Source organism: Alteromonas sp. 4NH20-0104, from assembly GCF_057547795.1.
Window position 1 is genome coordinate 215137 of sequence record NZ_BAAJLP010000001.1, and the last position, 25334, is coordinate 240470.

Consider the following 25334-nt stretch of genomic DNA (forward strand, 5'->3'; position numbering starts at 1 on the left):
CCTTTTCTATTCAATAAAGAAGTTACCTTATGTCAGACACCTCCCAGTCAACCGCTAAACCTCAGAATCAGGGGTTTCTGCCGAATCTGGCATTTAATATTGTTATTCCCGTTGTATTAATGAGTTATGCCAGTTCCGAAGACTATCTGGGCCCGGCCTGGAGTATTGTGGCAGCACTGACTTTCCCGCTGGGCTATGGCTTATGGGATTTAAAACAAAGCGGCAAAGTGAATGGGTTTTCCGTGCTGGGGATTGTCAGTGTGTTACTGACCGGTGGGATCAGCTTATTAAAATTACCGGCGGAATATATTGCCATAAAAGAAGCGGCTATTCCGGCCCTGATAGGCATTGCGGTGCTGGTAACGCAGGCAACAGAGAAACCCCTGGTTAAAATGCTCATTCTGAATGATCAGATTATCAACTGGCCAAAATTAAACGAAGTGCTGGATCAACAAAACAAGCAGCCACTGTTTAAAGAAAAAATCCGTCATTGCTCTTACATTGTTGCCGGCTCATTTTTCTTATCCTCGACCCTTAATTACATTCTGGCCAAAGTGATCCTGGTCAGCGAACCTGGCACCACCGCATACACTGAAGAACTGGGCCGCATGACGGCGCTGAGTTATCCGGTAATTGTTATCCCTTCCATGGTGTTGTTGATTGCTGCGCTATGGTATCTGTTCAGCCAGATTGGCAAGATCACCGGCGAAGACATTGAGATGTTCATCAATCAGTAATCAACAACCTGATGATTTTAAGACCGGGTATGACTTTAACCTAGCTCTTGCTGGTTTAGAACCACACCCGGCAATCGCACTGCGCGACAGGGTTTACACTGCTTTAGTACACACGCTTTATGGTTACAACGGCCACCGGGCCTTGCCAGTCATAGACCGATTGAGCCAGATCGGCTTCTCCGTGGATCCCCGCCGAAGGAAAGACATATCCCTCGCCTAAATCGGTATCCGAAAAGGCTTCTCCACCACAGTCAGGTCCGGGAATAAACGCGCATTCCTCAGAATTTGTTTCGGTACCAGCATCGTATGCCATTGCCATTACCGTTGTTTCAGACCTTACCGCCGACGGTAACTCTGCGGCCTGCACGGCGACGATGTTATCATTGGTTGGCAGCAACATTGAAACCAGGCTGAGCTTATTCTTGCCCCCACGCGCATCGATAGAAACCGTGACTGACTCACCCGGCCCTAACAGTCCAGCGGAATTAGTAGTTTGATAAACGCCACCCGACGCATCCAGCTCTGCCTGTAGAGCTGCGGTATCACCGCCTTCAGCAACGTTGCCCAAAGCCAGGGAGGCAGGTGCGCCCAGTTCAAACAGGCTCACTCTCTTGTTGTGCGTGGCAACTAAAAAAGGCGTAAAACTGATACCGGACGTCACATTCTGGATCGTGACCTCATAAGTTTTTGCCCCAGCCATCGCCGGGGGGGTAAATGTCAGTACTGCAGGAACCACTAATGAAAACAGTATTTTTTTCATTTTCTTTCTCTCCGTATTAGTCAATAGGTTGGGTTGTTTAGCCTGAAACTGCATCGACTCCTACATCCACAAAGCAGTAGATTAGAAGCTTTGTTTCACACCTTAATCACGGAAGTATCACGAAACTATCACGGTCAAATTTCCATCAGCCTGGCTGGTCCTCATGACTTCAGGCAACATCCGGTTACCCGAAATGTGCAGTAAACTGATTTTTATTACCGCCATACGCAAAAAGAAAAAACCAACTAAAATAGTAAGTTGACACCAGGTGTCGTACTGGTAACGTAGTCGTTACGGGTGAATTTCGTCAGGGATCAGGGGGACTTCTGTTAGCTTGTAATCGAGCCAACGGAGACCCTCAAATGCAATTGAAAATTAACGCAGATAAACTTAAACAACTCAGGGAAAGCCGCTGCTGGTCTCAGCAACAGCTCGCTGACATGGCGGGGTTGAGTTTAAGAACAGTGCAGAGAATTGAGGCTAAATCAGTCGCGTCTCAAGAGAGCATAAAATGCCTTGGCGCCGTGTTTGATATTGCCATTACAGAACTGTTTGCCGACAACGCGTTAACGGACAATCCTGCACCCGACTCTCCGCAACCCGACGAGGAAGCAATCTCTGCTCCCTCGTCGATTGAAAATGACCACAATAAGTCCCTGCAAACTGAACAAGGCAAGCTGGAAATCAGGAAGTTACATATCGCATTTTGGATTGTACTCGCCAGTCACCTGTTCGGTTTTTACGGTATTTTTAGCGCCTTTGGCGAACAACGCATTGATGAATCCACATTTCAGCTGTTAAAAAATACGGTTTCCATTGCGCTGGTCTTTTCCGCTATCGTTTTTTTCTTTAAGCATACCCGCCTGAAGAAAAAATACGGGCTTGGCTCATCTTTACTTTAAACCACCATTAACAGGCAGATTGCCGTATTGCTGCGCGCTTTGCCGTAGAAGGAAGAAAGATGAACACTCAACCACTCAGCGTAAAATCGTTAGTTATTGCATTTTTGATCTATGTTGTTACTACTGTCATTCTGGCCGTGGTGCTGTCGGTATTCTGGCAATCCGGTATTGATACCTCGGCCTACTCGCAACAACATTTAATCGACATGGCAGCGCAGTCAAACCTGTTGACGGTCGGCTCTATGATTATTGGCAGTACGATGGCGGTAATTTGTGCCTATTTTATTACCCGGCGCACGGGCAGCGACGGCTATAAACATGCTATGTATTTTGCCGGAGTGCTAATCCTGTATGGCATCTTAGGCATTTTTCTACATCCCGAGCACCACATTATTCAACAAGCTGCCAAACTACTCGCACCTGTCCCTTTATGCTTACTGGGCGCTTGGCTAGCATTAGCAAATACGAATAAGAAACACGATAACATCTCGCACGGGGCGTGCTAATAAAGATAAATGACGAACAGGGAACTGTTCGTCATTTTTAATGGTTCAAAGATTAATCTCTGAAATAGCGATGAATTACTCGCAGCGCCAGTCGGTTTCAAAGTCGCACTGGCTTTTTTCTTTTTTAGGAACCGGTGTGGTTGCCTCAGCTTTGACCGCTGATGTCATTTTTGGCAACAAGCCGAAGAGCTTTTTAGCGATGTCGGTATTGTCGTACTGACCGTAAAACTGGCGACTCCCCGCCCCGAAAGCAAAAACTTCCACATCGACCCCCGTATGACCGGTGGTGGTCCAGCCTGTATTTGAGCGGATATCGAGTAAGGCCTTAATACCAGCGAATCGTGCTTTAAGGTCGTCCTGTTTTGCGAGCTCTACTACCTGTTGTGATTCTTTTTCGTTTAGTTCAAAGCCCAGTGCGTCACTAACATACACTAAAGGTGAGTCCACCTCGGTTATATTCTGGGAAATGGTTGCTGGCGATTGCTTGAGGTTTTGCAGCCATTCAGGTGCCCAGCGATATTCGCCGCGCGCACCAATAGTTAACCCCCCGGTACTGTGATCTGCAGTGAGAACCACCAGCGTATCCGGATGCTCTTCCACATAGCTAACCAGATACTCCAGAGCAAGATTCAGGTCGTGCATTTCTGCCATCGCTGCGGCAACATCATTAGAATGACCTGCCCAGTCAACCTGGCTGGCTTCCACCAGCAGAAAGAAGCCCTTATCGTTTTCTAAATGCTTGATCGCATGCTCAGTAAGATAAGCCAGACGATTTTTACGCAGGTCATCGAGTGCCCATGGCAGGCCTACTTCGGCAAAGAGTCCCAGCACTTTTTCGCCGGCAGGCAGCGTGGCCAGTTTGTTGTAAGTATCCACATAAGCATAGCCAGCATCGATAAATTCAGCGGTGACATTGCGGTCTTCGCGCTCGAAATAGCGGGTGCCACCGCCCAGCATCACATCAGCAACAAACTGACCATTGATACGATCGTCAAAAAAGCTATCGGCCAGTTCATTATAATTCTGCCGGCTTTCATTGTGCGCCACATAAGAGGCTGGTGTGGCGTGCACAATTTGCGATGTGACGGCAACGCCCGTGCGCATGCCCAGCTGCTTTGCTCGCTGTAAGACAGACGTCACCGGTTTTTTATCTTTATCGACGCCAATCGCACCATTATAGCTTTTCACGCCTGAAGCCAGTGCCGTAGCCGAAGCTGCAGAGTCTGTCACATAGCCGGAGACCTTATCAGGATAGGTACTCGCGTTTCCAACAAAGATATCGTCTAACACGACCTTTTCCACTGCGGGTGTTGCAGGGTTGTCACGAAAATTACGATAGGCAGTGGTATAGGCTGGTCCCATGCCATCCGAGACAATCATAATGATATTTTTCGGCGTCGATGGGGTTTGTTTTTCTGTGGTGGATACGGTATCGGCAGTATTAACGCAAGCCGACAACGCAAACGTTGCGGCCACTGCCACAAGCAATTTCTGTCGCACGATAGGTTCCTTTTTATATTCTTAATATCGCAGTGTAACGCTGCTATCTTACATCCGCATGAAAAACCGATAAGATGTAAGAACAACAGGTTGATTAAATCTGGAGGCTAATTATACCGTTATACTCAGCAGTTGCCCATGCCATGGCCCTGTCTCTAGAGCAACTCTCGCATTCGTTGTTGAACCACCTCCACCAACATGTCTGGCTGGAATTTTGAAATAAAGCGGTTACAACCCACTTTTTCAACCATGGCCTGATTAAAGCTGCCGCTCAGAGAAGTATTCAGGGCAATAAACAAATGTGCCATCCGAGGGTCTGCCCGAACTTCGGCGGTTAAACGGTAGCCGTCCATTTCCGGCATTTCGGCATCAGTGAACATCATTAATATTTCATCGGTAACGGTTTTGCCTAAATCAGCCCATTCCTTGAGTAACCCTAACGCCTCTGCACCGTTATGGCATTCGAGGATATGTAAACCGAGCTGTTCGAGCGTATCGCGGATTTGCTTTCTGGCTGTTGATGAGTCATCCACGATCAGGACTTTACGACCTTTAAGATGATCGACAACCTCATGATCGAGGACTTCTTCAGAGATTGAGACATCATATTCAATGATTTCAGCAAGCACTTTTTCCACATCGATAATCTCGACTAACTCTCGCTTACCCTGAATATCAATTTGAGTGATGGCGGTTAGAAAATTAGACTTACCAATAGATTTCGGGGGTGGCTGAATATCTTCCCAAGAGGTATTAACAATACTCTCCACATTGCCAATTAAAAACCCCTGCACGGAACGGTTATATTCGGTAATGATCACGTTACGCTCTGTGGCCGCGGTGTCATTGTCAAGCGCCCGCATTCTTATTGCCTGGCGTAAATCAATCACTGGAATAGTCAGCCCGCGATAGAGGGTTACGCCTCTGAGATTCCCATGCGTACCGGGCATCATATTCAGCTTAGGCACGGTGATCACTTCTTTCACTTTAAAAACATTGATCGCATAGGTATGACGGGTGCCCAACCTGAATAACAATAACTCCAGGCGGTTCTCCCCCACTAGCTTGGTCCGCTGATCAACTGACGAAAGTATTTCACTCATGATTTATGGCCTAACGACTATCTTTTCCTAATAATAGAATTTTTTTGTACATTTTGCGCGGAAAATCCTTAGTAATCACGCTGTTTAGAATTTCACCAACAAACATTCATAAGAGTTATTACGATAATGAGGATTATATATTTCTGTTATTGAGCCGACCGCTCTAGGATGGAATGGAAGTCGATGACAACCCAAGGGTGTTATCAGCAAAAGATTCATTCTATTTTCGGGAAGGAGAGACAGTCATGTCAGAATACCAAAATGCAATCGATCAGGTTGCCACGCTTAAGAGTCAATATAACGGTACTTGGGATGCCATCAGTCCAGATTTTGCTGCACGTATGGTTGTTCAAAACCGCTTCAAAACCGGTTTAGATGTTGCTAAGTATACTGCCAAAATTATGCGTCAGGACATGGCCGAGTACGATGCAGACAGTACTCAATACACGCAATCTTTAGGTTGCTGGCACGGGTTTGTTGGTCAGCAAAAAATGCTGTCCGTGAAGAAACATCAGGGCACTACCAGTAAGAGCTATCTTTATCTGTCTGGCTGGATGGTTGCCGCACTGCGTTCTGAGTTCGGCCCACTGCCGGATCAGTCAATGCACGAGAAAACCTCAGTTGCCTCATTAATCGAAGAACTATACACCTTCCTGCGTCAGGCTGACGCACGTGAACTGGGTGACCTGTTCAAGCAGTTAGACGCTGCTAAAGCAAACGGTGGCGATGTAGCGGCTATCCAGGCGCAAATCGACAACTACGAAACACACGTTGTGCCAATCATTGCCGACATCGACGCCGGTTTCGGTAACGAAGAAGCCACTTACCTGCTGGCTAAGAAGATGATTGAAGCGGGTGCGTGCTGTATCCAAATTGAAAACCAGGTATCTGATGCCAAACAGTGTGGTCACCAGGACGGTAAAGTTACTGTTCCCCACGAAGACTTCCTGGCCAAAATCAACGCAGTGCGTTATGCCTTCTTAGAGCTGGGTGTTGACGACGGTGTAATCGTTGCCCGTACTGACTCATTAGGTGCTGGCCTGACGCAGAAGATCCCGGTCTCTACCAGCGAAGGCGACCTGGCTTCTCAGTACAACGCATTCCTGCAAACTACCCCGGTTAACTCAGTAGCCGACCTGAACGAAGGTGACCTGGTACTGAAGCAAAATGGTGAACTGGTTAAGCCTGAGCGTTTGCCTAACGGCCTGTTCCGCTTCAAACCTGATACCGGTGTAGCGCGTTGTGTACTTGACTGTATCACCAGCCTGCAAAACGGCGCTGACCTGCTGTGGATTGAAACTGAGAAACCTCACGTTCGCCAAATTGGTGACATGGTTGACCAAATCCGTGAAGTGGTTCCGAATGCCAAGCTGGTTTACAACAACTCGCCATCTTTCAACTGGACACTGAGCTTCCGTCAGCAAATATTTGATGCATGGTCAGAAGCCGGTAAAGACGTGTCAGCTTACGACCGCGCTAACCTGATGTCTGTTGAGTACGACGAGACAGAGTTAGCAGCCGAAGCGGATGCGAAGATCCAAAGCTTCCAGGCTGATGGTGCACGCGAAGCGGGTATCTTCCACCACTTAATCACGCTGCCAACTTACCACACAGCGGCACTGTCTACCGACAACCTGGCTAAAGGTTACTTTGGTGAAGAAGGCATGCTGGCCTACGTTAAAGGTGTACAGCGTCAGGAAATCCGTCAGGGTCTGGCTTGTGTTAAACACCAGGCAATGGCCGGTTCTGACTTAGGTGATACTCACAAAGAGTACTTCTCTGGTGAGCAAGCCCTGAAAGCCAGTGGTAAAGACAACACCATGAACCAGTTCGACTAATTCGACTCATTCCCAACTGAAACAAGTCGATTCGTGTTAAGCCTCCTTCGGGAGGCTTTTTTTATGACCATGCGAACTTAAAAAATAGTCGTTTTATCGGTTTTATTCACCATAATTATTTATTTTAAATCATTCACAAAAAGCATTCGCATATCAAAACACCAACATTAACTAATTAAATCATTTAGTTAACGGCAAAAAGCAATAAAGCACTACGACCAAAGGCCTATCTGACAAGCACTGAGACTATGAGTATAATAGCGGCGTTTAATAAAACTAATACAGGCTATTACAGTTATGAATATTGCAAAGGTTGATTTGAATTTATTGGTATATTTGGATGTCCTTTTGCGAGAAGGCAGTGTTACCCGCGCAGCAAATCAACTGAGCATCACGCAGCCAGCAATGAGTAATGGCCTGAAACGGCTGCGAGACTTGTTTAAAGATCCCCTGCTGGTGCGCACCAGTGATGGCATGACCCCTACTAAACGCGCTCTGGAACTTCAACCTGTCATTCGTGACGTACTCAGTAAACTGGAAAGTTCAATTCAACCGGAAACCGATTTTAACCCGGCCACCAGCGCACGGACATTTCGAATAATGACCAGTGACTATGCCGAATCCACCTTACTGTTAGAATTGCTTGGCAAACTGGCGGACTGCGCACCGAACATTACCCTGGACTTAATTACCCCCAGCGACGTGACCTTCCACGATGTGGAGCAGGGGAAAGTCGATATGGCCATTAACCGTTTTGATGAATTGCCCCTATCCTTTCACCAAAAAGTGATTTGGTACGATAACTTTGCCTGCGTGATGAATAAGAAGCACCCGCTGGCCAGCCACTACGATCTGGAGACCTACCTGAAAGCCCAGCATATTTGGGTCAGTAAAACCGGTTTCGGAGTGGGCGTAGGCATCGACCCGAATGAAGTGCAAAAGCTGGGCTGGGTAGACGCAGAACTGACCAAAATAGGTAAGCAACGTGATATTCGGGTATTCACCCGTCACTATCACGCCGCCTTACAAATTGCTAAACGCCAAAGCCTTATAGCGACGCTTCCCAGCAAAGCAGCAAAGATCTTTACTGATGATCCGGACATCGTATTGCGTGAACCCCCTTTCGATATTCCACCAATCGCTCTGAAAATGGCATGGAGTGCACTGCTTCATCATGATGCCGGCCATATCTGGCTGCGCCGCCTGATCGGTGACGTAGCGGCCGAGATGCAATAGTTCATCAAATCCATCCCCCGCTTTGAGCTGCTCACTGGTGCTATGCCGGTAAGCAGCCTGTATTAAGCCGAGCACATTCACACCGCTTATGACAGCAATAAAAACCATAAACTAAAAATTTACCTCGCATCCCTCTAGACTGAGGGCTACTAACCGTAGACAGGGGACTTCTATGCAGGATTATATTCAGCGCGGCCGTATGCAGGTTGCGACGATTTTAGACAAGTTTATCAATGAGCAAGCATTACCTGGCTCCGGCGTTGAGAAAGATGGTTTCTGGCAAGGGTTCGAAGCCATTCTGGCTGAGTTTGTCGGTCAGAATAAGGCGTTACTCGCCACGCGTGACGAACTACAGGCCCAAATAGATGATTATCACAAAGCAGGTAATTCTCCAACCGGCCCACAGTACAAACTGTTTTTGCAGGAAATTGGCTACTTACAGCCAGAGCCTGAGAACTTCGCCATTGAAACCGCCAATGTGGATGCTGAAATGGCCACTATGGCTGGTCCGCAACTGGTAGTCCCAATTAACAATGCACGCTATGCACTTAACGCAGCCAATGCGCGCTGGGGCAGCCTTTATGATGCACTGTACGGCACTGACGTTATCAGTACAGACGGCGGCGCTGAGATCTCAAAAACCTTTAATCCGGTTCGTGGTGAAAAGGTAATTCAAACTGCCCGGGAATGGCTCAATACCATGCTGCCATTATCCACCGGCAGTCATCAACAAGCTGTTGGCTACGCCATCGATGGCAATAAAATAGCTGTAAAATTAGCTGACGGTGATGTCGCCACTCTGGCTGACAGCACACAATGGCAAGGCTATCAAGGCTCAGCTGATGCACCTACAGCATTGTTATTTGTGCACAACGGATTACATTTTGAAATCCAGATAGACAACTCTCATCCGATCGGAAAAACCGACCCGGCGGGTGTGAAGGATATTCTGGTTGAAGCAGCCCTAACCACCATTATGGACTGTGAAGACTCTGTTGCCGCGGTAGATGCTGAAGACAAAACGCTGGTCTATTCAAATTGGCTTGGCCTGATGAAAGGCACCCTGAGTATCGAAATGAAAAAGGGTGAGAGTTCCTTTGAACGTAAAATGAACCCGGACCGGGAATACACCTCACCAACTGGCGCCAATTTAGCGTTGTCGGGCCGCAGTCTGATGTTTGTGCGTAATGTAGGGCACCTGATGACCAACGACGCCATTTTGTTCGACGGTGAGGAAGTACCTGAAGGCATTATGGATGGGGTAATCACCTCACTGATAGCCAAGCATGACGTACTCGGTAACGGTGAATTCAAAAACACCCGTACCGGCAGTATCTATATCGTAAAACCCAAGATGCATGGTCCGGACGAAGTCGCATTCAGTAACGCGTTATTCGGCCGTATTGAAGACGTGATTGGCCTTGAGCCATTTACCCTGAAAATGGGTATTATGGATGAAGAACGCCGCACCAGCGTAAACCTGAAAGCCTGTATTGCAGCGGCTAAGCAGCGCACTGTGTTTATTAACACTGGCTTTTTGGATCGCACTGGTGATGAAATTCATACCTCTATGCTGGCAGGCCCCTTTGCGGATAAAGCCAGTCTGAAAACAATGAAGTGGATTCAGGCCTACGAGAAAGCCAATGTAAGTACCGGTCTGGCCTGTGGTCTATCTGGTAAAGCCCAGATTGGTAAAGGGATGTGGCCGATTCCGGATCAAATGGCGCAAATGATGGAAGCTAAAATTGGTCACCCTAAATCGGGCGCCAATACGGCCTGGGTCCCCTCCCCGACTGCGGCAACGCTGCACGCGCTTCACTACCATCAGGTAGACGTGTTCGGTTTGCAAAAAGCGCTCGCCAGCGAGCGCTTTGATGGGATTGATGACATCATCACGCTGCCATTGCTGGAAGAGCCATCATCGCTGACAGAGCAACAAATTCAGCGCGAAGTAGACAATAACGTTCAGGGTATTCTCGGCTATGTTGTACGCTGGGTTCACCAGGGCGTTGGTTGCTCCAAAGTACCTGATATCAATGATGTGGGCTTAATGGAAGACCGTGCAACACTGCGGATCTCCAGCCAACATCTGGCCAACTGGCTGGCTCACGATATTATCTCAGAGGAAATGGTGAAAGCTTCTCTGGAGCGCATGGCTAAACTGGTTGATGAGCAAAACGCTAACGATCAGGAATATATCGCGATGACGCCGGATACCGCCAGCTCCATCGGCTTCCAGGCGGCTAGTGAACTGATCTTTAAGGGTAAGGAACAGCCAAGTGGTTATACTGAGCCTTTATTGCATCAAAAGCGCAAGGAAATGAAAGCGGCACTGCGAAACCGTTAAGCATTACCTCGCTTCTTATGCGTAAAGCAGGCCTGAGGCCTGCTTTTTTTATTTCAAGCCAGTGAATAGCCCTGGGCAGGTTTAATTTATTTTTGAAAGGTTAAAAATCCAGCGTTATTAGTAAATTGGTATATGCTAATAACATCAGAATTTTTTTGAAGAAACTATGGCAACACAACAAATCGTGCCCATTTTCTCCGGCGGCGGCACCCGACTGCTCGCCCATATTGGTATCCTGAAAGCACTAAACGAGTTAGACGTTAATTTTAATTCACTGGTGGGGATTTCAGGAGGCTCCATAGTGGCTTCATTGCACAGCTATGGAATGACTAACAAAGCATTGTACGATTTAGCGGTACATACGGATTTCCGACAGTTTCGGGACTTTTCAATACTCAGACTGCTGCGCCATGGCGGACTCTCATCCGGAATAAAATTTGAACAATGGATGGATCAGCAACTTGATGGGATGACGTTTAGTGAAGCCCCTATTCCGCTGCATATTCTGGCCACAGACGTGAACGGTGGTGGCCCGGTGATATTCAGCAAGGAAACCAGCCCGAATATGAAGGTTTCGCATGCCGTGCGCTGTTCTATGTCTATTCCGCTTTTATTCAGTTACACGGTGTATGAACAACACTTACTCGTCGATGGTGCAATATTATCTGAAGATGCGTTATTCAGGGACTGGCAACAGGACGGCACACCTAATATCTGCTTTCGACTCCGCAGTGAAGCCCGTGAACAGCCGTTTAACCCGAAACGCCGGTTTATGTTGCCTCAGTACATCGGCATGCTAATTCGCACCTTCATGACCGCCCTGTCGCGTGAATATGTGCACGCTGAACACTGGCATAATACTCTGGTCATCAATACGGGGGCCGCTTCTTCGGTAGACTTTGATATGTCTTGCGAAGATAAGCTGGCACTGTATAAACAAGGCTACGAAACCGCAATGAACTTTTTACCGATAAAACTGAGCAAGTTAACGATCCCTCAGCCGAGCGCCACTTAGACCGGGGTAAAGGCTAAACGTTATAGTATGTACGATACCATTTAACAAATTCACCAATACCGTGCTCAATGCCAACTGATGGACGATAGCCGGTATCGTTTACCAGACTCTCCACATCGGCATAAGTATCGGGCACATCGCCAGGTTGCATCGGGAGTAACTCTTTATTGGCTGTCATTCCCAGAGCCTGTTCCAACGTTTCGATAAACTTAAGCAGATTTACCGGATTTTGGGCGCCGATATTATAGACCCGCCAGGGGGCTTTACTGGTGGCAGGATTGGGCTGTGTCCCCTGCCAGCTTTCATCAGACTGAGCGGGACGATCCAGTGTACGGATAATGCCTTCCACAATATCGTCGATGTAAGTAAAGTCGCGATGATGATTACCGTAGTTATAAACCTGAATAGTCTCACCGGCCAGAATGGCCTTGGTAAACTTAAATAATGCCATGTCCGGTCTGCCCCAGGGGCCATAAACCGTAAAAAAACGTAACCCGGTAGTGGGCAGTCCATACAAGTGACTGTAGGTATGAGCCATCAATTCATTGGCTTTTTTACTGGCTGCGTAAAGGCTTACGGGATGATCAACGTTATGTTGTTCTGAGAACGGCATGGTTTCGTTGGCACCGTATACTGAGCTTGATGAAGCATAAACCAAATGTTCGACCTGATTATGTCGGCAACCTTCGAGGATATTCATAAAGCCAACCAGGTTGGCGTCAACATAGGCATGCGGATTTTCTATGGAATAGCGAACACCAGCCTGAGCGGCCAGATGCACAACGCGATCAAACTTCTCACTGGCAAACAGTTCGGCGCATACATCACGCTCTTCAACGCCCATCTTTTGAAAACGAAAACTGCCCTCGAACTCCGCTGATTCAAGCTGTTCAAGGCGGCCATACTTTAAATTCACATCGTAATAGTCATTTATGTTGTCGATACCGACAACATCATCCCCACGCTTTGCCAGGTATCGGCTTACCGCTGAACCAATAAACCCGGCAGCGCCGGTGACCAGAACTTTCATGTAATTCTCCGCTTGATAGTAGATTTCGACTTAGCGCTTGAAGGCGGCGCCTAAATCGACGGGTTTAGAGTCTGCCGTAGCGTCACCACGTAACCAGTTTCGAAAACCCAGCCAGAGTTTAATCGAAAAATGTTTCACTAGTACAGTAAACGGCATTTTAATACTGTGCCCGCGCACAAACACCATAAACCTGGCAACACCAGACCTGACTGAGTGTAAAGCAGGATGGTCCGGTATCAAAGCGTATTTATAAATTCGCGTCAGCCACTTTAGCTTAGTGCGTTGTGATCTGCCGACTGGCTGAAGCACGGGGTAATTACCGTCAAACCAGGTGTTCAGCAGCGTTAAAACCACTGTAAGCTCCGTTTCAAAATGGCTTTCAATGGCCAACTGCTCAACCCGTTGCCAGAATGGCTCACTGTTAAACTGTTCTGCGAGACACTTTAAATCCACCATATCCCGAAAGCCATGAACCACTTCCTCATTGAGCATGAGGTGAATAATACTATGCATAAACATAGCCGCAGGCTCAAGCGTGTAACGACCGCTTTCCTGAAGTACCACTCCCTCCCAGAACTGTTCTAATGGTGGCGCTTTTCCACTGACAGGCAAAAACAGGTTGTGGTGCAGATCGAGTACCGTTCCCCGGGTTAGATGATAAAGCGGAGGAATTTCATGCGCATATTCACGGTAATACTTATCATCATAATCGGTGATAGATTTATGATACCAAAAGTTATTCAGTAAGGTCGCTTCACTCACTGCCAGGACATCTTCCTTGACCAGCAAATCAATGTCAGAACACAGCCGGCCATTTGCATTTTTAGTCGCTGCGACAATATAAGCTGCACCTTTTAAAAAGACAGGCACCACACCCTGAGCCATCAGCAATTCATGAATTTCCTGCCCTTCATGAAACACTTGATCATTTTGTCGCTGAGCGTAAACCATGGCTGCGCTAAAATGCGCCCTGACCTGTGTGGGGATATCGTCCCATGTGTCTGAATCATGTAAAACAAACGCCAAATAGGCTTCCAGGCGGGCAGTTTTTAGCACAAATAACAAAACCTCCCAATCAGACAAAGATAATCGGGTTAGCTGTGTTGGCGCCCTGACCGCCTCGATAAGTTGTTCAAAGGAAAATCTATGAGCCATATCCAACAATCTCATCGAGCAGGAACTCATCCATAAAATTCAGGTTACTGTAATGCACTTCAAACACTTTGACTTTATCAAGTAAGCGCCACACCGTATCGAATGCCTGATATCCTAATACATGGTAATTGAATGCATGTTGGCATAACTCTTCGAAAACCTGCGACTTAGCGATGGTGTAGTACTGCTCTTCTGCCAGATTGCCATCGTACTTGGGAAATATAATGCCGGCTATTTCTACCGGCTCCAGAGTTGAATATTCCGCCCAGGTCTGAAACTTAGCATGGGCAACATCGCCTTTCGCCGTATCACTGCATACGTTTGTGACCATCGCGTCAGGCTGCCACGTTTTCACCAACTCTATAGATTGATTTTTAATACAGGCTGGCCGGTAAAGCGGCTCAGCCGTCAGGGTATCCGGATTTATTACCGCCATTTCATCCGAATAGAGCTTCCAGCCATGAATTGCTAACCAGCAGGATAAGGTACTTTTCCCCGAGCCGGGCAATGCCGGAAACAAAATAGCTTTGTTATTTTTAACCAGTACCGCCGAATGCAACAGTAAATGATTGAAATCATGGGTAGCGAGACACCAGTTGAGTCCCCACTCCAGTAAGGCATAGGCCTGTGAAAATGGTAAAGGCTTGAATGGAATACGGGTATTGCTTTCAAATACAATTTGTGGCCTGAGCCATTTACGGATAATACTGCCTGGGGCCAGATTCACGCTGAAATCAGACATTTCTTTGGGCTGACAATCACCGTAAATTAAATCAAGTGCAGGGCTTATAGAAGAAGGGTAGTTATTTACTTTGGCCTGGAATAGGCCCATGTTGATAAAAAATGGCTTCACACGCGTACCAATAAACCCCGTGCTTCGAGCTCTTTAACTATGGTCAACTGCCCATCGTGAAAATGATCAATAAATTCATCAACTGACATTTCATCGTCGGCTTCAACAAAGTTAATAGAGCGTTTTAAACATTGGTGAACAAAGAAGGTCTCACATGTCCGGGCAGTAAAGAAAACTAACCCGGACAAATCGCTAAAGGTTCGGCAATAGACGCTATCTTTTAGCCTTATTAACGGCCCTTCCATTTTCCTGGCTTACCTTTGTCCTTGTCTTTGTCTTTACCACCGGAGCACGCCTCATCAAAAACGTCACTAAACTCGGATTCAAAGGTCGACTGGATAATCCGGCTGTGTCCGTCAGTATAACCCAATTGGGAATCCGTCATCTCAACACCGCCGTTTTGCTTCATCTCAACCATCTTTGCCATTACCACCTGAGCTGTTTCCTGAGCAGCGGCATGATTCAATGGTAAGTTAACGCCGTTGTACAAGCCATAATAAACATTGAGGTACACAACAGCAGTATGCTTTAGTATATTTTTTCTGTTCGAAGGTAGATCTGTACCTGACAAAGCCGCTAGCAATGTAGGCGATGTATCATACGCGCTGTCCGAATCGTAGATGTATTTCGCAGCCGCTTCGCTTAATGTAAGTTCAGTATCCTTAATGAGATCTTTTACATGCGTTCTCATTGCTTCGATTCGAGCGGTCAACAAACATTCGTCGTCGTCAGACAAACCATATCTTAATTGAGGGAACACAGAGGCAGCCGACTTCGAATTATGTCCTGGGGTCCAAGTGTTACCCTGAAACCATGAACCTGGCGAGCGCCCGCCGTTTGGCATTTCGATCGTGCCACAGGCATCGCCCGTACCACCACCAGTTTGCGACAGGTTGCCGGACATCACTCCAGACACCGAACATGCACCCCATACAGACTTCATAGGAAGTGACGATACCGCCACACCAGCACCGGCTTTTTTCATAAACTGGCGACGTTTTGTCACTGACGATTGATTTTGTTCAATACCCATACTGATAACCTTTGTCTTCCTTTGAAAAGCTGTCTGCTTCAACGTGCAGACCAATTTTAATGCATCATGAATAAATCGTGCCAACTATCCAAGTCGTTGATATTCAATAAAATTTATTATTATAGGGTACTTATTACCGACATTTTGTAAAAATTACCGACAGTAACAATCAGAAGCCCTCTCACCTAGAGCGCTATATTAGACTTTGCCGCTAGCTTTCGCAAATGTATAACCGGTATTGCGTATGAAATACCAGACGGTTTACTCAGCACTGATTCCTTGGTCTCGGCCACAAACACCTTGTTAATCACACCAACCACTACCCCTGAGTCACTCAGATACATTGGGCTGCCGCTATTTCCCGGGTAGGCCGTGGCGTCAAGTTGATAGATAAGGAATACTTTTTGCAACCGATCCAGCATATTAATAGACAGTTGGTTCGAGCTGCGCGCCGGTATTGCATCGGGCGTTATCGCGGCAATCATTCCCCGGTGGGAAGCAGGGTAAAGCCCCAAAACCGCTCCAATGGGAAATCCGGTAAACGCAATGTGAGTACCTTCCGGCACGAATTCATCCGGTGCAATTTTTAATGGCGTCAGTTTGGGGTCAATTTTTAAAATAGCCAGGTCATGGGCGGGGTCAATATCAACCACTTCCGCCCGATAAGTTTTAGTGTTCTTCGCATTTCCGGCGAAGACAGCCCGGTATTGAACAACATCCGGATTTAAAGGTGTTGAGACCACGTGATAGTTGGTAGCAATATAGTGACCGTCACCAATGACAAAGCCAGTCCCCTGCAACTGGTTTGCAGGAGAATTCATCGGCGTAGTGATTCCGATCCCTACCACCGACGGTTTAATTTGTTTAATAACGTCTACCATCGACTGGCTTGCCTGTAGCGGTGCAGACAAAAAGATAAATAATAAAAACAGAGAGATATTCTTCATTGCAACTCGCTTTTAAATCATTGAGTATAAACCCCTATTAATCAGGGAACGATATTGTGGATGCAGAAACACTAAAATTTATTGTTAAGCAATTGATCTCGCCAGTCGTCCTGTTTTTCGTTTTGCTGGCTGCAGGCTTAGCATGCCACTATTTAAAAAAGCTTTGCAAATTCACTTATCCATTAATTGGTGCAGCATGCATTTGGATTTTTCTTGCCAGCCAATACACATTCAGCAACTGGTTACTCGCTCCTTTGGAGTATGCCTACCCTCCCTTACAAAAAGCTGACAAAATCTGGCACGATGCAGAGTACATATTCAGCCCGGGTTGCTACTACTTTGGTAAGGATTTGCCAGAAGCCAGTAACTGGCATCAGTGTTCGTTAACACGTTTAGTCCAGAGCGCCATCATGGCTGGTTATAAAGCTACCCCGGTGATCGTCACGGGCGGTAATTTTTTAAGGGATAAGGAGATTGTTTATGCAGATAAAGCCAAGCAATTTCTATCTACGCTAATTTCTTCGCCTGTGACCGCTTTGCCAGTTGGCCACAATACCGAACAGGAACTCAAGGCATTATTTAATTATACAGGAGATGTCCCTATTGCGGTGGTTACATCAGCAACCCATATGCGAAGGTTAGTATATCAGGCCAAACAAATTGGATTTACTCAACTTATTCCGGTCCCTGTTGAACACCTTAGCCCGCCCACTTATGAAGTAACATTGAATATTCCTTCTATTGCCAGTATTTATCATACAGAGAGAGCGCTTTATGAATATATTGCTTTGCTTTATGAAACCGGTGACTGGCCGATAAGGTAAAATAGTAATTAGTTGAAATAGCATTGAATGTGTATTTTTGATGCTATTATTAAGGAACATTAAATGCAGCGCATTTATATACTACATATAAAGTTGATATCAGGCCCCGACGGAAGAGGTGACGGTGTTTAAAAGTACTAGCGCAAAAATTTCCAAGCTATGGCAGTCTTACCAGCGCTTACGCGAGGCAACTGCAATATCAAAGCATTTCTCTACCTTTTTGACGCCCGTTGTTGCCAACGCCGAAGAATTAAGAAGTGAAGTCTATAAGATCAGGCACAATGTTTATTGCGAAGAGCTTGGCTTCGAACCGCTAAGACCCGACCAAATGGAAACTGACGAATTTGATGCATTTTCACAATACTGCCTTATTCGACACATTGGTTCTGATGCCTACGCTGGCACTGTCAGATTAGTGACTCCTCGTGAAGAAGGGCAGCTGTTGCCTCTGGAGAAATACTGTCTGCATTCAATATCTCACGACGAATTTACGCCAAACCATTTTGACCGCCATGAAATCTGCGAAATATCACGCCTGGCTGTCCCTGCGCACTTTCGTCGCCGGGCAATGGATAGATTTGCCGGCGCCGCTACCGGTGCGATTAACGAGTCCACCTACTCTGAGGCCGAGCTGCGATGTTTTCCGTTTATTGCCATCGGACTTTACCTTTCCGCGGCATCTTTAGCATTAACACAAGGCATACAGCACGCCTTCGTAATGATGGAACCCCGTTTGGCCAGAAGTATGCGTTTTCTTGGCATTAAATATATTAAGATCGGCCCCACTATTGAATATCATGGCCAGCGAGCGCCTTATTATATTAATGCAGAGATCCTGCTTCGTGACCTGGCTCCGAGCTTCAAATATATGCTTCGCGACATCCAGGTTCAGGTCAATAAACAGATGAAAGAGAATACCTAACTGCCTGCGTTCCGGGTTCGCTTTCATATCGGTTGAAAGTGAACCGCAAGTAAACGGCGTTCATTGTCAAAGAATTTTACACAAAGAATATCCCCCCCCTACGAAAACTGACTAAACCACTGAAAAAGAACAAAAATATATTTATGGCACACACCATGCATCATTTTGTTCGTGGTAACTTTCTTAGTACAGAGGACTGTAAAATGAACAAATTTTCTAAACTCACGAAAGCGTTGTCTTTAAGTGCAATTATTGGCTTAGGTTTCGCTGGTGCGTCCAACGCAGCAAACATCAACTTCAATAATGGAGTTGCGGCAACAGACGGCTCTGGTTTAACCAGCCAGTATATCGATCCAAATTCTGGTAGTGTACCAAATTACTTCATCGAGACTTTCGACCAAGCTACTGGTGCCCCGGGTTTCCCTGGCTCAACAGCGTATACTGATGCAGGTTTTGAGCAAGACTGTGCGGTTAACAGTGTTAACGCGAGTCCTATCGGAATCTCAGTATCAGGTAATGCCGGTGAAATCGGTGTTCGTCAAGGCAGTGTGCCAAATACTGCAGCAGCTCCGGCAAATGATTCAACATGTTACGGTTACCTGTCTAACAACGGTTCAGGTACTGCTACAGTTGAGTTTGATTACACTAATCTGCTTAACTACTACACAGCGCTGGCTGGTAATGGTGTTCAAATCGGGATTACTTACTTAGGTTTCTACTGGGGCTCAGTAGATACGTATAACGATTTTGAATTCTATTCAGGTGGTTCATTAGTAACTGAGATTTCTGGTGTTGGTCTGCTTAACCAATTTGGCGGTTCATCAGGTAACCAAACAGCTCCAAGTTCAAACACTTACGTTGAAATCGAGTTTTCAATTGCTGAGCAATTCGACACTCTGGTAATCAATACTTCCGGCGTTGCTGGTGAGTTTGACAACATCGTTATCGGTCTGAGCACTCGTGAAATTCCTGTTCCAGCTCCAACTGGACTTGCACTGTTCGCTTTCGGCCTGGTTGCTCTTGGTCTGAGATCTCGTTTAAAGAAATAAACGAAAAAGAAAGTTACCGCTATAAAAGTCGGCCTGAGTGCCGACTTTTTTTACACTTGTAACTTTAGTCTAAAGTACCATTTCATAAACTGATGAATTTTTACGCGTTTTTTTCTTGGTCTAAAAAATGCATTGCTCCGGTTGTTGGTGACATTAATCAAGGAGCGACTCTATGAAACGTTTTCCCCTGGTCACTAAATCCCTTTTATTCAGTGTCGTACTGGTTTTTAGTGTCTCTAAGCAATCTACCGCAGCATCTATAAGTTTTGGCGGGGCTAACGCCTCAGATGGTTCTGGCCTGACAAGCAGTTTTATGGATCCCATTAACGGCGGTCTGTCAGATTATTTTATAGAAACTTTTGACATCGCAACTGGCGATCCGCTTTATCCTGGCTCTACAAACTATACGGTTTCAGGGTTTGAAAATGAGTGTGCAGTAAACAGCGTCAACAATGGGCCGATTGGTGTAAACATCTCTGCGAACAGTTCAGAGATAGCTGTTCGTAAAGGTTCGGTAACAAATGTTGCTGCGGCACCGGCTAATGATACCACCTGTTATGGCTATGCAACTAACAATGGTCAAGGCACTGCGACCATATCATTTGACTATACTAACCTACTCGATTATTACAGTTCTCTTTACGGCTCTTCAACTCAGTTAGGCATTACTTATCTTGGCTTTTACTGGGGCTCAGTGGATGTTTATAATGACTTCTATTTTTATTCCGGAGGATCGCTGGTCTCGTCGATAACAGGGGCGGCATTACTCTCGCAGCTAGGCGGCAGTTCCGGAAATCAAACCAGCCCGGACTCCAATGCCTACGTTAATATCGCTTTTTCAATTGCAGAACAGTTTGACACACTCGTCATTAATACCAGTGACATTGCCGGGGAATTTGACAATATTGTCATAGGTCTGAGTACCCGGGAGATACCGGTAAGCGCTCCGGGGGCAACACTCATCCTGCTATTTGCCTCTGTTATGATTGCCAGCCGAAGGTTTCGTAAAAAATAAATAATCAAAATAAATTCAATAAGAAAGCCGGCAACATGTCGGCTTTTTTGTTATTTCACGCTATAGTTTACTTATACTATTACTCTTCAAAGCAACCCGTTCGTATATGGATATTCATCACCCACTTTCACTTATTTGCCAGCCAGATATTGCTACGCTGATAGCATCTGAGGACGCCGTAAACCAATACGGAATAAATACTTTCGGTAGACCACAGCAATTTGCCGGTGCAATTAAAGTTTATAAAGAATCGGTTATTCCCCAGCTCCTCAAGTTGGCAAATTCGGCAGGTTTTAAACTGCATCCGGTAAGCACTAACAATAACTGGGGCTATGGCTCGATTCTGGTCGATAAAGAGCCCGTTTATCTGCTTGACCTTTCACCACTCAATACCATCACCCCGACCGATAAAGAGCTGGGCCTTATTACCATAGGCCCTGGTGTCACCCAGCAACAGTTACACGACTACCTGATTGAGCATAACTGGCCTCATATGGTGCCGGTTACTGGCGCAGGACCGTCATGCAGCCTGCTCAGCAACGCTTTGGAAAGGGGCTACGGCATCACGCCTTATACAGATCATTTTTATGCCTGCAATGCATTAAAGGCCTATCTTCCTCATCCGGACTTGTGTGAACAAAAACTCTCTTCTGCAGTGTCAGCTCTGGATCAAAGCGGCCATGACTTTATAGATAAAACCTTTAAGTGGGGCCTCGGTCCATATGTAGACGGTTTATTTACCCAGAGTAACCTGGGAGTAGTTACCGAGATGACGCTTAGACTGGCCAAAAAGCCATCGTCTTTCTGCGCTTTTTATATTCAGATATTCGATGGCGATAATTTTGCTGAGGCTGTGTCTTTCATTCGTGACCTATTGGAGTCTCAAAGTGGCATGGTTGGCTCAATTAATTTAATGGACAAGAGACGCCTCGTATCCATGACATGTGAAAATCCAAATGTCGAACAGAGTCCAATTGAGCCGCTATCAGATGAACAGGTGAACAAGTTAGCTGCAGCCAAGCGACTACCGGAATGGATGATCGTTGGATCAATTTATGGGGAGCAACCGGTAGTCAACTTTGTTAAAAAATACATCAGAAAAAACGGCAAGCAACTGGGCCGGATTCTCTTTTCTGACTCTTTATTGCTGAAATTTGCTCATCAATTCGTCCGTCTACCGCTCAATTTTCTTCCTGCATTCAAAGATGTAAAAGGTCAATTGACCTCGCTCAGTGAAGGTATTGATATCATGCTGGGAGAGCCAAACCAGGTAGCCCTTCCTCTTCCTTATTGGCGAAACCAAGCGATTAAAAGCGATAAATCTCGTCCCCTGGATCCGGCTGCCGAAAACTGTGGTTTACTTTGGTACGCTCCGCTGCTGCCGATGAATCCCAAAGCATTAGAACAGTTTGTTTTATTTGTTCGTACAACCATGCTCAAATATGACCTGGATCCGTTAATCACTTTTACCAATCTAAAACACGACTGCATAGACTCAACGGTTCCTTTGGTGTTCAATAAACAGAGCAGTGACGAGGAAGCCAAAGCGCTAAATTGTCTGCATGAATTAATTACCAAAGGATGTGAACAGGGTTTTGTGCCGTACCGGTTACCCATTCATGAACAGCAGCAACTCGACAAGTCATCTGCTTTTTGGAAAACCATAAAGCTAGTAAAAAATGCTATGGACCCCAACAATATTTTATCGCCTGGTAAATACGATTCACAGTAATCAGCCATAAGGGGTATAGTCAGAGTCAAACCAAACTGGTATCTTTGCCTCCAGTATGAGGTAAATAGCCATAAGGAATGGATGCAAATGAAACGGGCCACGGCACTTCTTTGTGTATTAGTATTAACTGCTTGTTCTCAGAAAACCGCAGAACAACAAATCGCAGATGCAAAACGTCTTGTCCAAGAAGGTGAAGAAATTGCAGCCATTGTCGAGTTAAAAAATGCGGTAGTAACAGAACCTAACAATGCCGAAGCGCGTTTTCAGTTAGGGATACTTGAGTTCCGGCAAGGGTTGTGGGAAGAAGCAGAAAAGGAACTTAGACGCTCACTTGAGTTAGGTTACAACAAGTTACAAGCTTATCCTCTGCTGATTAAAGCAATCTTTTACCAAAATGACTTTTTACGGGTGCTTACTGAATTAGAAGATACTCCCGAGTTAAATGACACCCAAGTCATCAGCACCATGGCGCTTTTTGAGTATCTTGCCAAGTTAAAGGCCGGTCAACAGAACCCGGTTATTCCGACTAAGCGCCTGCAACGTGAATATTTATTAATTGCTCAGGCTTATCAAACACTTGAATCAGGTAAACCGCAGGTAGCTAAAAATATTACCGAACAGTTTATAAGCCCGGAAACAGAGCCGTTTGAAAAGCTACTTCTGCAGGGCATGATTGAGTCGCTCATGGGGAATCATGTAGAGGCTATCATTGCCAACACCAAGGCATTAGAAATTTTCCCTACCTATCATGTAGCGCGGTTTCTGCTCGCCGAACAACTCATTGAAGATAAACAACTCAATCGTGCCGATGAAGAAATCAATAAGCTACTGGCTTTAAATCCGAACAGCGGGCACGCCAATTATTTAAAATCACTTGTTTACTTTTACCAGAATGAATACGAGCAGGCCTATAACCTCGCTAACCTGGCCTTACAGCATAATGCAAAGCCCGCGTTGGCTAGTTTTATAGCCGGGACCAGTGCCTATTACACCGGCCGGCTGGAAAGCGCTTTACGATTGCTGTCCACAGCCGCTACAACCTTGCCTCCCGCCCACCCTGTGCACAGAATGCTTGCTCAGGTAAAGCTGGAATTAGGCTATGTAGATGAAGTTGCAGGTAGCCTCGACGACCTGAATATTGAACCCGGGCAAGGGGCTGAAATATACAGCCTTGCCGCACTTCAAAAGCTACAACAAGGCGAGGCAGCAGAATCAGAATCACTGCTCAACAAAGCAAAATCACTGGACCCAAACAATCCGGTAGGACTATTGAGAGAAGGTTATATCCTGCTTGACGAAGGTAAAGACGGCGCCGCCGACTCTCTGGCCAAAGCACTCGAACTTGCCCCGGATCTTAGCGAGGCCTGGATCCTATTGGCTCAGGCCAAGTACGAAGAAGAAGGGCTGGCGTCAGCCTTAACGGTTGCCGACAAATGGGCTGAACTGAATGAGTTAAATGGTGAGTTGTTAAGAGGGATCATTTACTTAAGAGACGGGGATGAGAAACAGGCCATTTCGCACTTTACTAATTTGGTAAAGCGGGACCCAAACAACGCGGGAGCCCTTCGCTACCTTATGATAGGCGAAGCACGCTGGGATAATTTTGATAAGGCGATTGAATATGGTGAAAAACTACTTGATTTAACGCCCAATAATCTGCAAAACCTTGTTGATGTAGTGAACATCAAACTAGCAATGGGTCAGGAAGGGGAGCTGGAGAGTTTTCTTAAACAACGTATAGCCAAGTTTCCTGAATCAGATGCAGCGAGCTCAGCCCTGGCACTATTATATTCGCGCTCACAGCAGCCCCAAAAGGCTATCAACTTACTAAAAGGCATCGTGGAACCGCAAAGCTTTGGCGTTTACCAGGCGTTAGGCGATGCTTACGTCTCTGTAAAAAATTTCGACAAAGCGATTGAAACCTACCGTGACTGGTCACAAAAATTTCCTACTGATAGCCGTAGTTGGTATCGACTCATTGCGGCTTACCAAATGGTGAATGACTTTGATAGCGCCTTAGATGCCACCCAGAGTGCACGCCGTTATCTGCCCAAAGACGACCGCCTTATTCTTGTAGAAGCACACCTTGCGGCATCAACAGGACGGTTTGCACAGTCCAAGCGAGCCATCGACTTACTGACAGAAGATAGCAGCGAGTTGGTAAATTTAACCCATACCAAAGGTTTGCTGGCACTAAACGAAAAGCGTTTTAGCGATGCCGTTTCATTACTATCTGCTTACTATGAAACCAATCCGGGTTTTGCGGTTGCCCGTTTGCTGGCACAGGCGCATGCTGGTTTAGGAGAGGCAGAAAAAGGCCTTGAATATCTTAAGACAGAAGCTAGCAAGGAACATGACACCCTGGTCTTCAAGCTGATAAGTGCAGACTATGCATCGTCATACGGAATGTTTGATGCCTCCATCGAACTATACACGCAGGTCTTGTCTCAAAAGCCAGACGACTTTGCTGCGCTTAATAATCTGGCGTCAGTTTATACTCAGTCAGGCGACTTAAACAAAGCCGAAGAATTCGCTAAACGAGTTATTGAAATCGCCCCGGACTCGCCTTATGCCCTCGATACTTACGGTTATGTTTTATTGAAACAAGGTAAAATACCAGAAGGCCAGGCGTTTGTTGAACGAGCTTTGGGTAAAGATCCGAATAATAAGGAGATACAACTACACAATGTAGAGGCTCTGCTCCTGAATGGTGAGTTGACCCAGGCAAAATCGATGCTGTCCCGAGTTCGTCCCGCCACGCCTTTACAACAAGCATTATATAAAGAACTAAAAAGACGTCTTGATGAGCAGAAATAGCATCGACTGATTG

At 46.2% G+C, this 25334-nt stretch carries 21 protein-coding genes; 13 read left to right on the plus strand and 8 right to left on the minus strand.

Annotated features, from left to right (window positions below; all coding sequences use genetic code 11):
- Window positions 1-29: 29 nt before the first annotated feature.
- Window positions 30-737, plus strand: coding sequence for a VC0807 family protein (locus AC27IB_RS01030; protein WP_296052867.1), 708 nt, complete (start codon window positions 30-32; stop codon window positions 735-737).
- Between the two features lie 103 nt (window positions 738-840).
- Here the strand turns inward: AC27IB_RS01030 and AC27IB_RS01035 are convergent, their stop codons facing one another.
- Complete coding sequence (locus tag AC27IB_RS01035) at window positions 841-1497, minus strand: spondin domain-containing protein (RefSeq protein WP_487118279.1); 657 nt, start codon at window positions 1495-1497, stop codon at window positions 841-843.
- A 362-nt stretch (window positions 1498-1859) separates the two neighbouring features.
- Here AC27IB_RS01035 and AC27IB_RS01040 point away from each other — a divergent pair, with 362 nt between their 5' ends.
- Together AC27IB_RS01040 and AC27IB_RS01045 are read left to right on the plus strand one after the other, a co-directional pair.
- Window positions 1860-2399 (plus strand): helix-turn-helix domain-containing protein, encoded by a 540-nt coding sequence (locus AC27IB_RS01040; protein WP_296052863.1) that lies wholly within the window; start codon window positions 1860-1862, stop codon window positions 2397-2399.
- Window positions 2400-2458: 59 nt separating this feature from the next.
- The gene (locus AC27IB_RS01045) at window positions 2459-2905 is read left to right on the plus strand and encodes a hypothetical protein (RefSeq protein ID WP_487118281.1); all 447 of its coding nucleotides are present in this window, start codon (window positions 2459-2461) and stop codon (window positions 2903-2905) included.
- Window positions 2906-2980: 75 nt separating this feature from the next.
- On the opposite strand, the gene AC27IB_RS01050 is transcribed toward AC27IB_RS01045, so the two are convergent.
- Together AC27IB_RS01050 and AC27IB_RS01055 are read right to left on the minus strand one after the other, a co-directional pair.
- Window positions 2981-4408, minus strand: a complete 1428-nt coding sequence (locus AC27IB_RS01050; RefSeq protein ID WP_487118469.1) for an alkaline phosphatase — start codon at window positions 4406-4408, stop codon at window positions 2981-2983.
- Window positions 4409-4560: 152 nt separating this feature from the next.
- Complete coding sequence (locus tag AC27IB_RS01055; RefSeq protein ID WP_487118283.1) at window positions 4561-5508, minus strand: chemotaxis protein CheV; 948 nt, start codon at window positions 5506-5508, stop codon at window positions 4561-4563.
- Window positions 5509-5753: 245 nt separating this feature from the next.
- Between AC27IB_RS01055 and AC27IB_RS01060 the strand changes: the two genes are divergently transcribed.
- The 4 genes from AC27IB_RS01060 to AC27IB_RS01075 all read left to right on the plus strand — a co-directional run bounded on the left by AC27IB_RS01060 (window position 5754) and on the right by AC27IB_RS01075 (window position 11944).
- The gene (locus AC27IB_RS01060) at window positions 5754-7346 is read left to right on the plus strand and encodes an isocitrate lyase (RefSeq protein ID WP_296052857.1); all 1593 of its coding nucleotides are present in this window, start codon (window positions 5754-5756) and stop codon (window positions 7344-7346) included.
- A gap of 297 nt (window positions 7347-7643) precedes the next feature.
- Window positions 7644-8582, plus strand: a complete 939-nt coding sequence (locus AC27IB_RS01065) for a LysR family transcriptional regulator (protein ID WP_487118286.1) — start codon at window positions 7644-7646, stop codon at window positions 8580-8582.
- Between the two features lie 172 nt (window positions 8583-8754).
- Entirely contained in the window at window positions 8755-10929 is a 2175-nt protein-coding gene (locus AC27IB_RS01070) for a malate synthase G (protein ID WP_487118288.1), read from the plus strand.
- A gap of 166 nt (window positions 10930-11095) precedes the next feature.
- Window positions 11096-11944: a patatin-like phospholipase family protein gene (locus AC27IB_RS01075; protein WP_487118290.1), complete on the plus strand. Its 849-nt coding sequence runs from the start codon at window positions 11096-11098 to the stop codon at window positions 11942-11944.
- Between the two features lie 13 nt (window positions 11945-11957).
- On the opposite strand, the gene AC27IB_RS01080 is transcribed toward AC27IB_RS01075, so the two are convergent.
- The 5 genes from AC27IB_RS01080 to AC27IB_RS01100 all read right to left on the minus strand — a co-directional run bounded on the left by AC27IB_RS01080 (window position 11958) and on the right by AC27IB_RS01100 (window position 16962).
- Window positions 11958-12974, minus strand: coding sequence for an NAD-dependent epimerase (locus tag AC27IB_RS01080; RefSeq protein ID WP_487118292.1), 1017 nt, complete (start codon window positions 12972-12974; stop codon window positions 11958-11960).
- 30 nt (window positions 12975-13004) lie between these two features.
- The gene (locus AC27IB_RS01085) at window positions 13005-14129 is read right to left on the minus strand and encodes a nucleotidyltransferase domain-containing protein (RefSeq protein WP_487118294.1); all 1125 of its coding nucleotides are present in this window, start codon (window positions 14127-14129) and stop codon (window positions 13005-13007) included.
- Window positions 14119-14982, minus strand: a complete 864-nt coding sequence (locus AC27IB_RS01090; RefSeq protein ID WP_487118296.1) for an HprK-related kinase A — start codon at window positions 14980-14982, stop codon at window positions 14119-14121. Before AC27IB_RS01090 ends, AC27IB_RS01085 begins: the two co-directional genes overlap by 11 nt.
- Before the next feature lie 229 nt (window positions 14983-15211).
- Entirely contained in the window at window positions 15212-16015 is an 804-nt protein-coding gene (locus tag AC27IB_RS01095) for a hypothetical protein (RefSeq protein ID WP_487118298.1), read from the minus strand.
- Window positions 16016-16200: 185 nt separating this feature from the next.
- The gene (locus AC27IB_RS01100) at window positions 16201-16962 is read right to left on the minus strand and encodes a S1 family peptidase (protein ID WP_487118300.1); all 762 of its coding nucleotides are present in this window, start codon (window positions 16960-16962) and stop codon (window positions 16201-16203) included.
- Window positions 16963-17018: 56 nt separating this feature from the next.
- Between AC27IB_RS01100 and AC27IB_RS01105 the strand changes: the two genes are divergently transcribed.
- The 6 genes from AC27IB_RS01105 to prsT all read left to right on the plus strand — a co-directional run bounded on the left by AC27IB_RS01105 (window position 17019) and on the right by prsT (window position 25321).
- Entirely contained in the window at window positions 17019-17786 is a 768-nt protein-coding gene (locus AC27IB_RS01105; RefSeq protein ID WP_487118302.1) for a YdcF family protein, read from the plus strand.
- Between the two features lie 124 nt (window positions 17787-17910).
- Entirely contained in the window at window positions 17911-18708 is a 798-nt protein-coding gene (locus AC27IB_RS01110) for a PEP-CTERM/exosortase system-associated acyltransferase (RefSeq protein WP_296049872.1), read from the plus strand.
- 203 nt (window positions 18709-18911) lie between these two features.
- Window positions 18912-19757: an Npun_F0296 family exosortase-dependent surface protein gene (locus AC27IB_RS01115; protein WP_487118304.1), complete on the plus strand. Its 846-nt coding sequence runs from the start codon at window positions 18912-18914 to the stop codon at window positions 19755-19757.
- A 172-nt stretch (window positions 19758-19929) separates the two neighbouring features.
- Complete coding sequence (locus AC27IB_RS01120; RefSeq protein ID WP_487118306.1) at window positions 19930-20772, plus strand: Npun_F0296 family exosortase-dependent surface protein; 843 nt, start codon at window positions 19930-19932, stop codon at window positions 20770-20772.
- Window positions 20773-20878: 106 nt separating this feature from the next.
- Window positions 20879-22504 (plus strand): FAD-binding protein, encoded by a 1626-nt coding sequence (locus AC27IB_RS01125; RefSeq protein WP_487118308.1) that lies wholly within the window; start codon window positions 20879-20881, stop codon window positions 22502-22504.
- Between the two features lie 87 nt (window positions 22505-22591).
- Window positions 22592-25321: an XrtA/PEP-CTERM system TPR-repeat protein PrsT gene (gene prsT, locus AC27IB_RS01130; protein WP_487118310.1), complete on the plus strand. Its 2730-nt coding sequence runs from the start codon at window positions 22592-22594 to the stop codon at window positions 25319-25321.
- The last annotated feature ends 13 nt before the right edge of the window (window positions 25322-25334 follow it).

Coding starts and splice junctions, on each gene's coding strand:
- AC27IB_RS01030 (WP_296052867.1), top strand. CDS start 30: ATGTCAGACACCTCCCAGTCAACCGCTAAACCTCAGAATCAGGGGTTT.
- AC27IB_RS01035 (WP_487118279.1), bottom strand. CDS start 1,497: ATGAAAAAAATACTGTTTTCATTAGTGGTTCCTGCAGTACTGACATTT.
- AC27IB_RS01040 (WP_296052863.1), top strand. CDS start 1,860: ATGCAATTGAAAATTAACGCAGATAAACTTAAACAACTCAGGGAAAGC.
- AC27IB_RS01045 (WP_487118281.1), top strand. CDS start 2,459: ATGAACACTCAACCACTCAGCGTAAAATCGTTAGTTATTGCATTTTTG.
- AC27IB_RS01055 (WP_487118283.1), bottom strand. CDS start 5,508: ATGAGTGAAATACTTTCGTCAGTTGATCAGCGGACCAAGCTAGTGGGG.
- AC27IB_RS01060 (WP_296052857.1), top strand. CDS start 5,754: ATGTCAGAATACCAAAATGCAATCGATCAGGTTGCCACGCTTAAGAGT.
- AC27IB_RS01065 (WP_487118286.1), top strand. CDS start 7,644: ATGAATATTGCAAAGGTTGATTTGAATTTATTGGTATATTTGGATGTC.
- AC27IB_RS01070 (WP_487118288.1), top strand. CDS start 8,755: ATGCAGGATTATATTCAGCGCGGCCGTATGCAGGTTGCGACGATTTTA.
- AC27IB_RS01075 (WP_487118290.1), top strand. CDS start 11,096: ATGGCAACACAACAAATCGTGCCCATTTTCTCCGGCGGCGGCACCCGA.
- AC27IB_RS01080 (WP_487118292.1), bottom strand. CDS start 12,974: ATGAAAGTTCTGGTCACCGGCGCTGCCGGGTTTATTGGTTCAGCGGTA.
- AC27IB_RS01085 (WP_487118294.1), bottom strand. CDS start 14,129: ATGGCTCATAGATTTTCCTTTGAACAACTTATCGAGGCGGTCAGGGCG.
- AC27IB_RS01095 (WP_487118298.1), bottom strand. CDS start 16,015: ATGGGTATTGAACAAAATCAATCGTCAGTGACAAAACGTCGCCAGTTT.
- AC27IB_RS01100 (WP_487118300.1), bottom strand. CDS start 16,962: ATGAAGAATATCTCTCTGTTTTTATTATTTATCTTTTTGTCTGCACCG.
- AC27IB_RS01115 (WP_487118304.1), top strand. CDS start 18,912: ATGAACAAATTTTCTAAACTCACGAAAGCGTTGTCTTTAAGTGCAATT.
- AC27IB_RS01120 (WP_487118306.1), top strand. CDS start 19,930: ATGAAACGTTTTCCCCTGGTCACTAAATCCCTTTTATTCAGTGTCGTA.
- AC27IB_RS01125 (WP_487118308.1), top strand. CDS start 20,879: ATGGATATTCATCACCCACTTTCACTTATTTGCCAGCCAGATATTGCT.
- prsT (WP_487118310.1), top strand. CDS start 22,592: ATGAAACGGGCCACGGCACTTCTTTGTGTATTAGTATTAACTGCTTGT.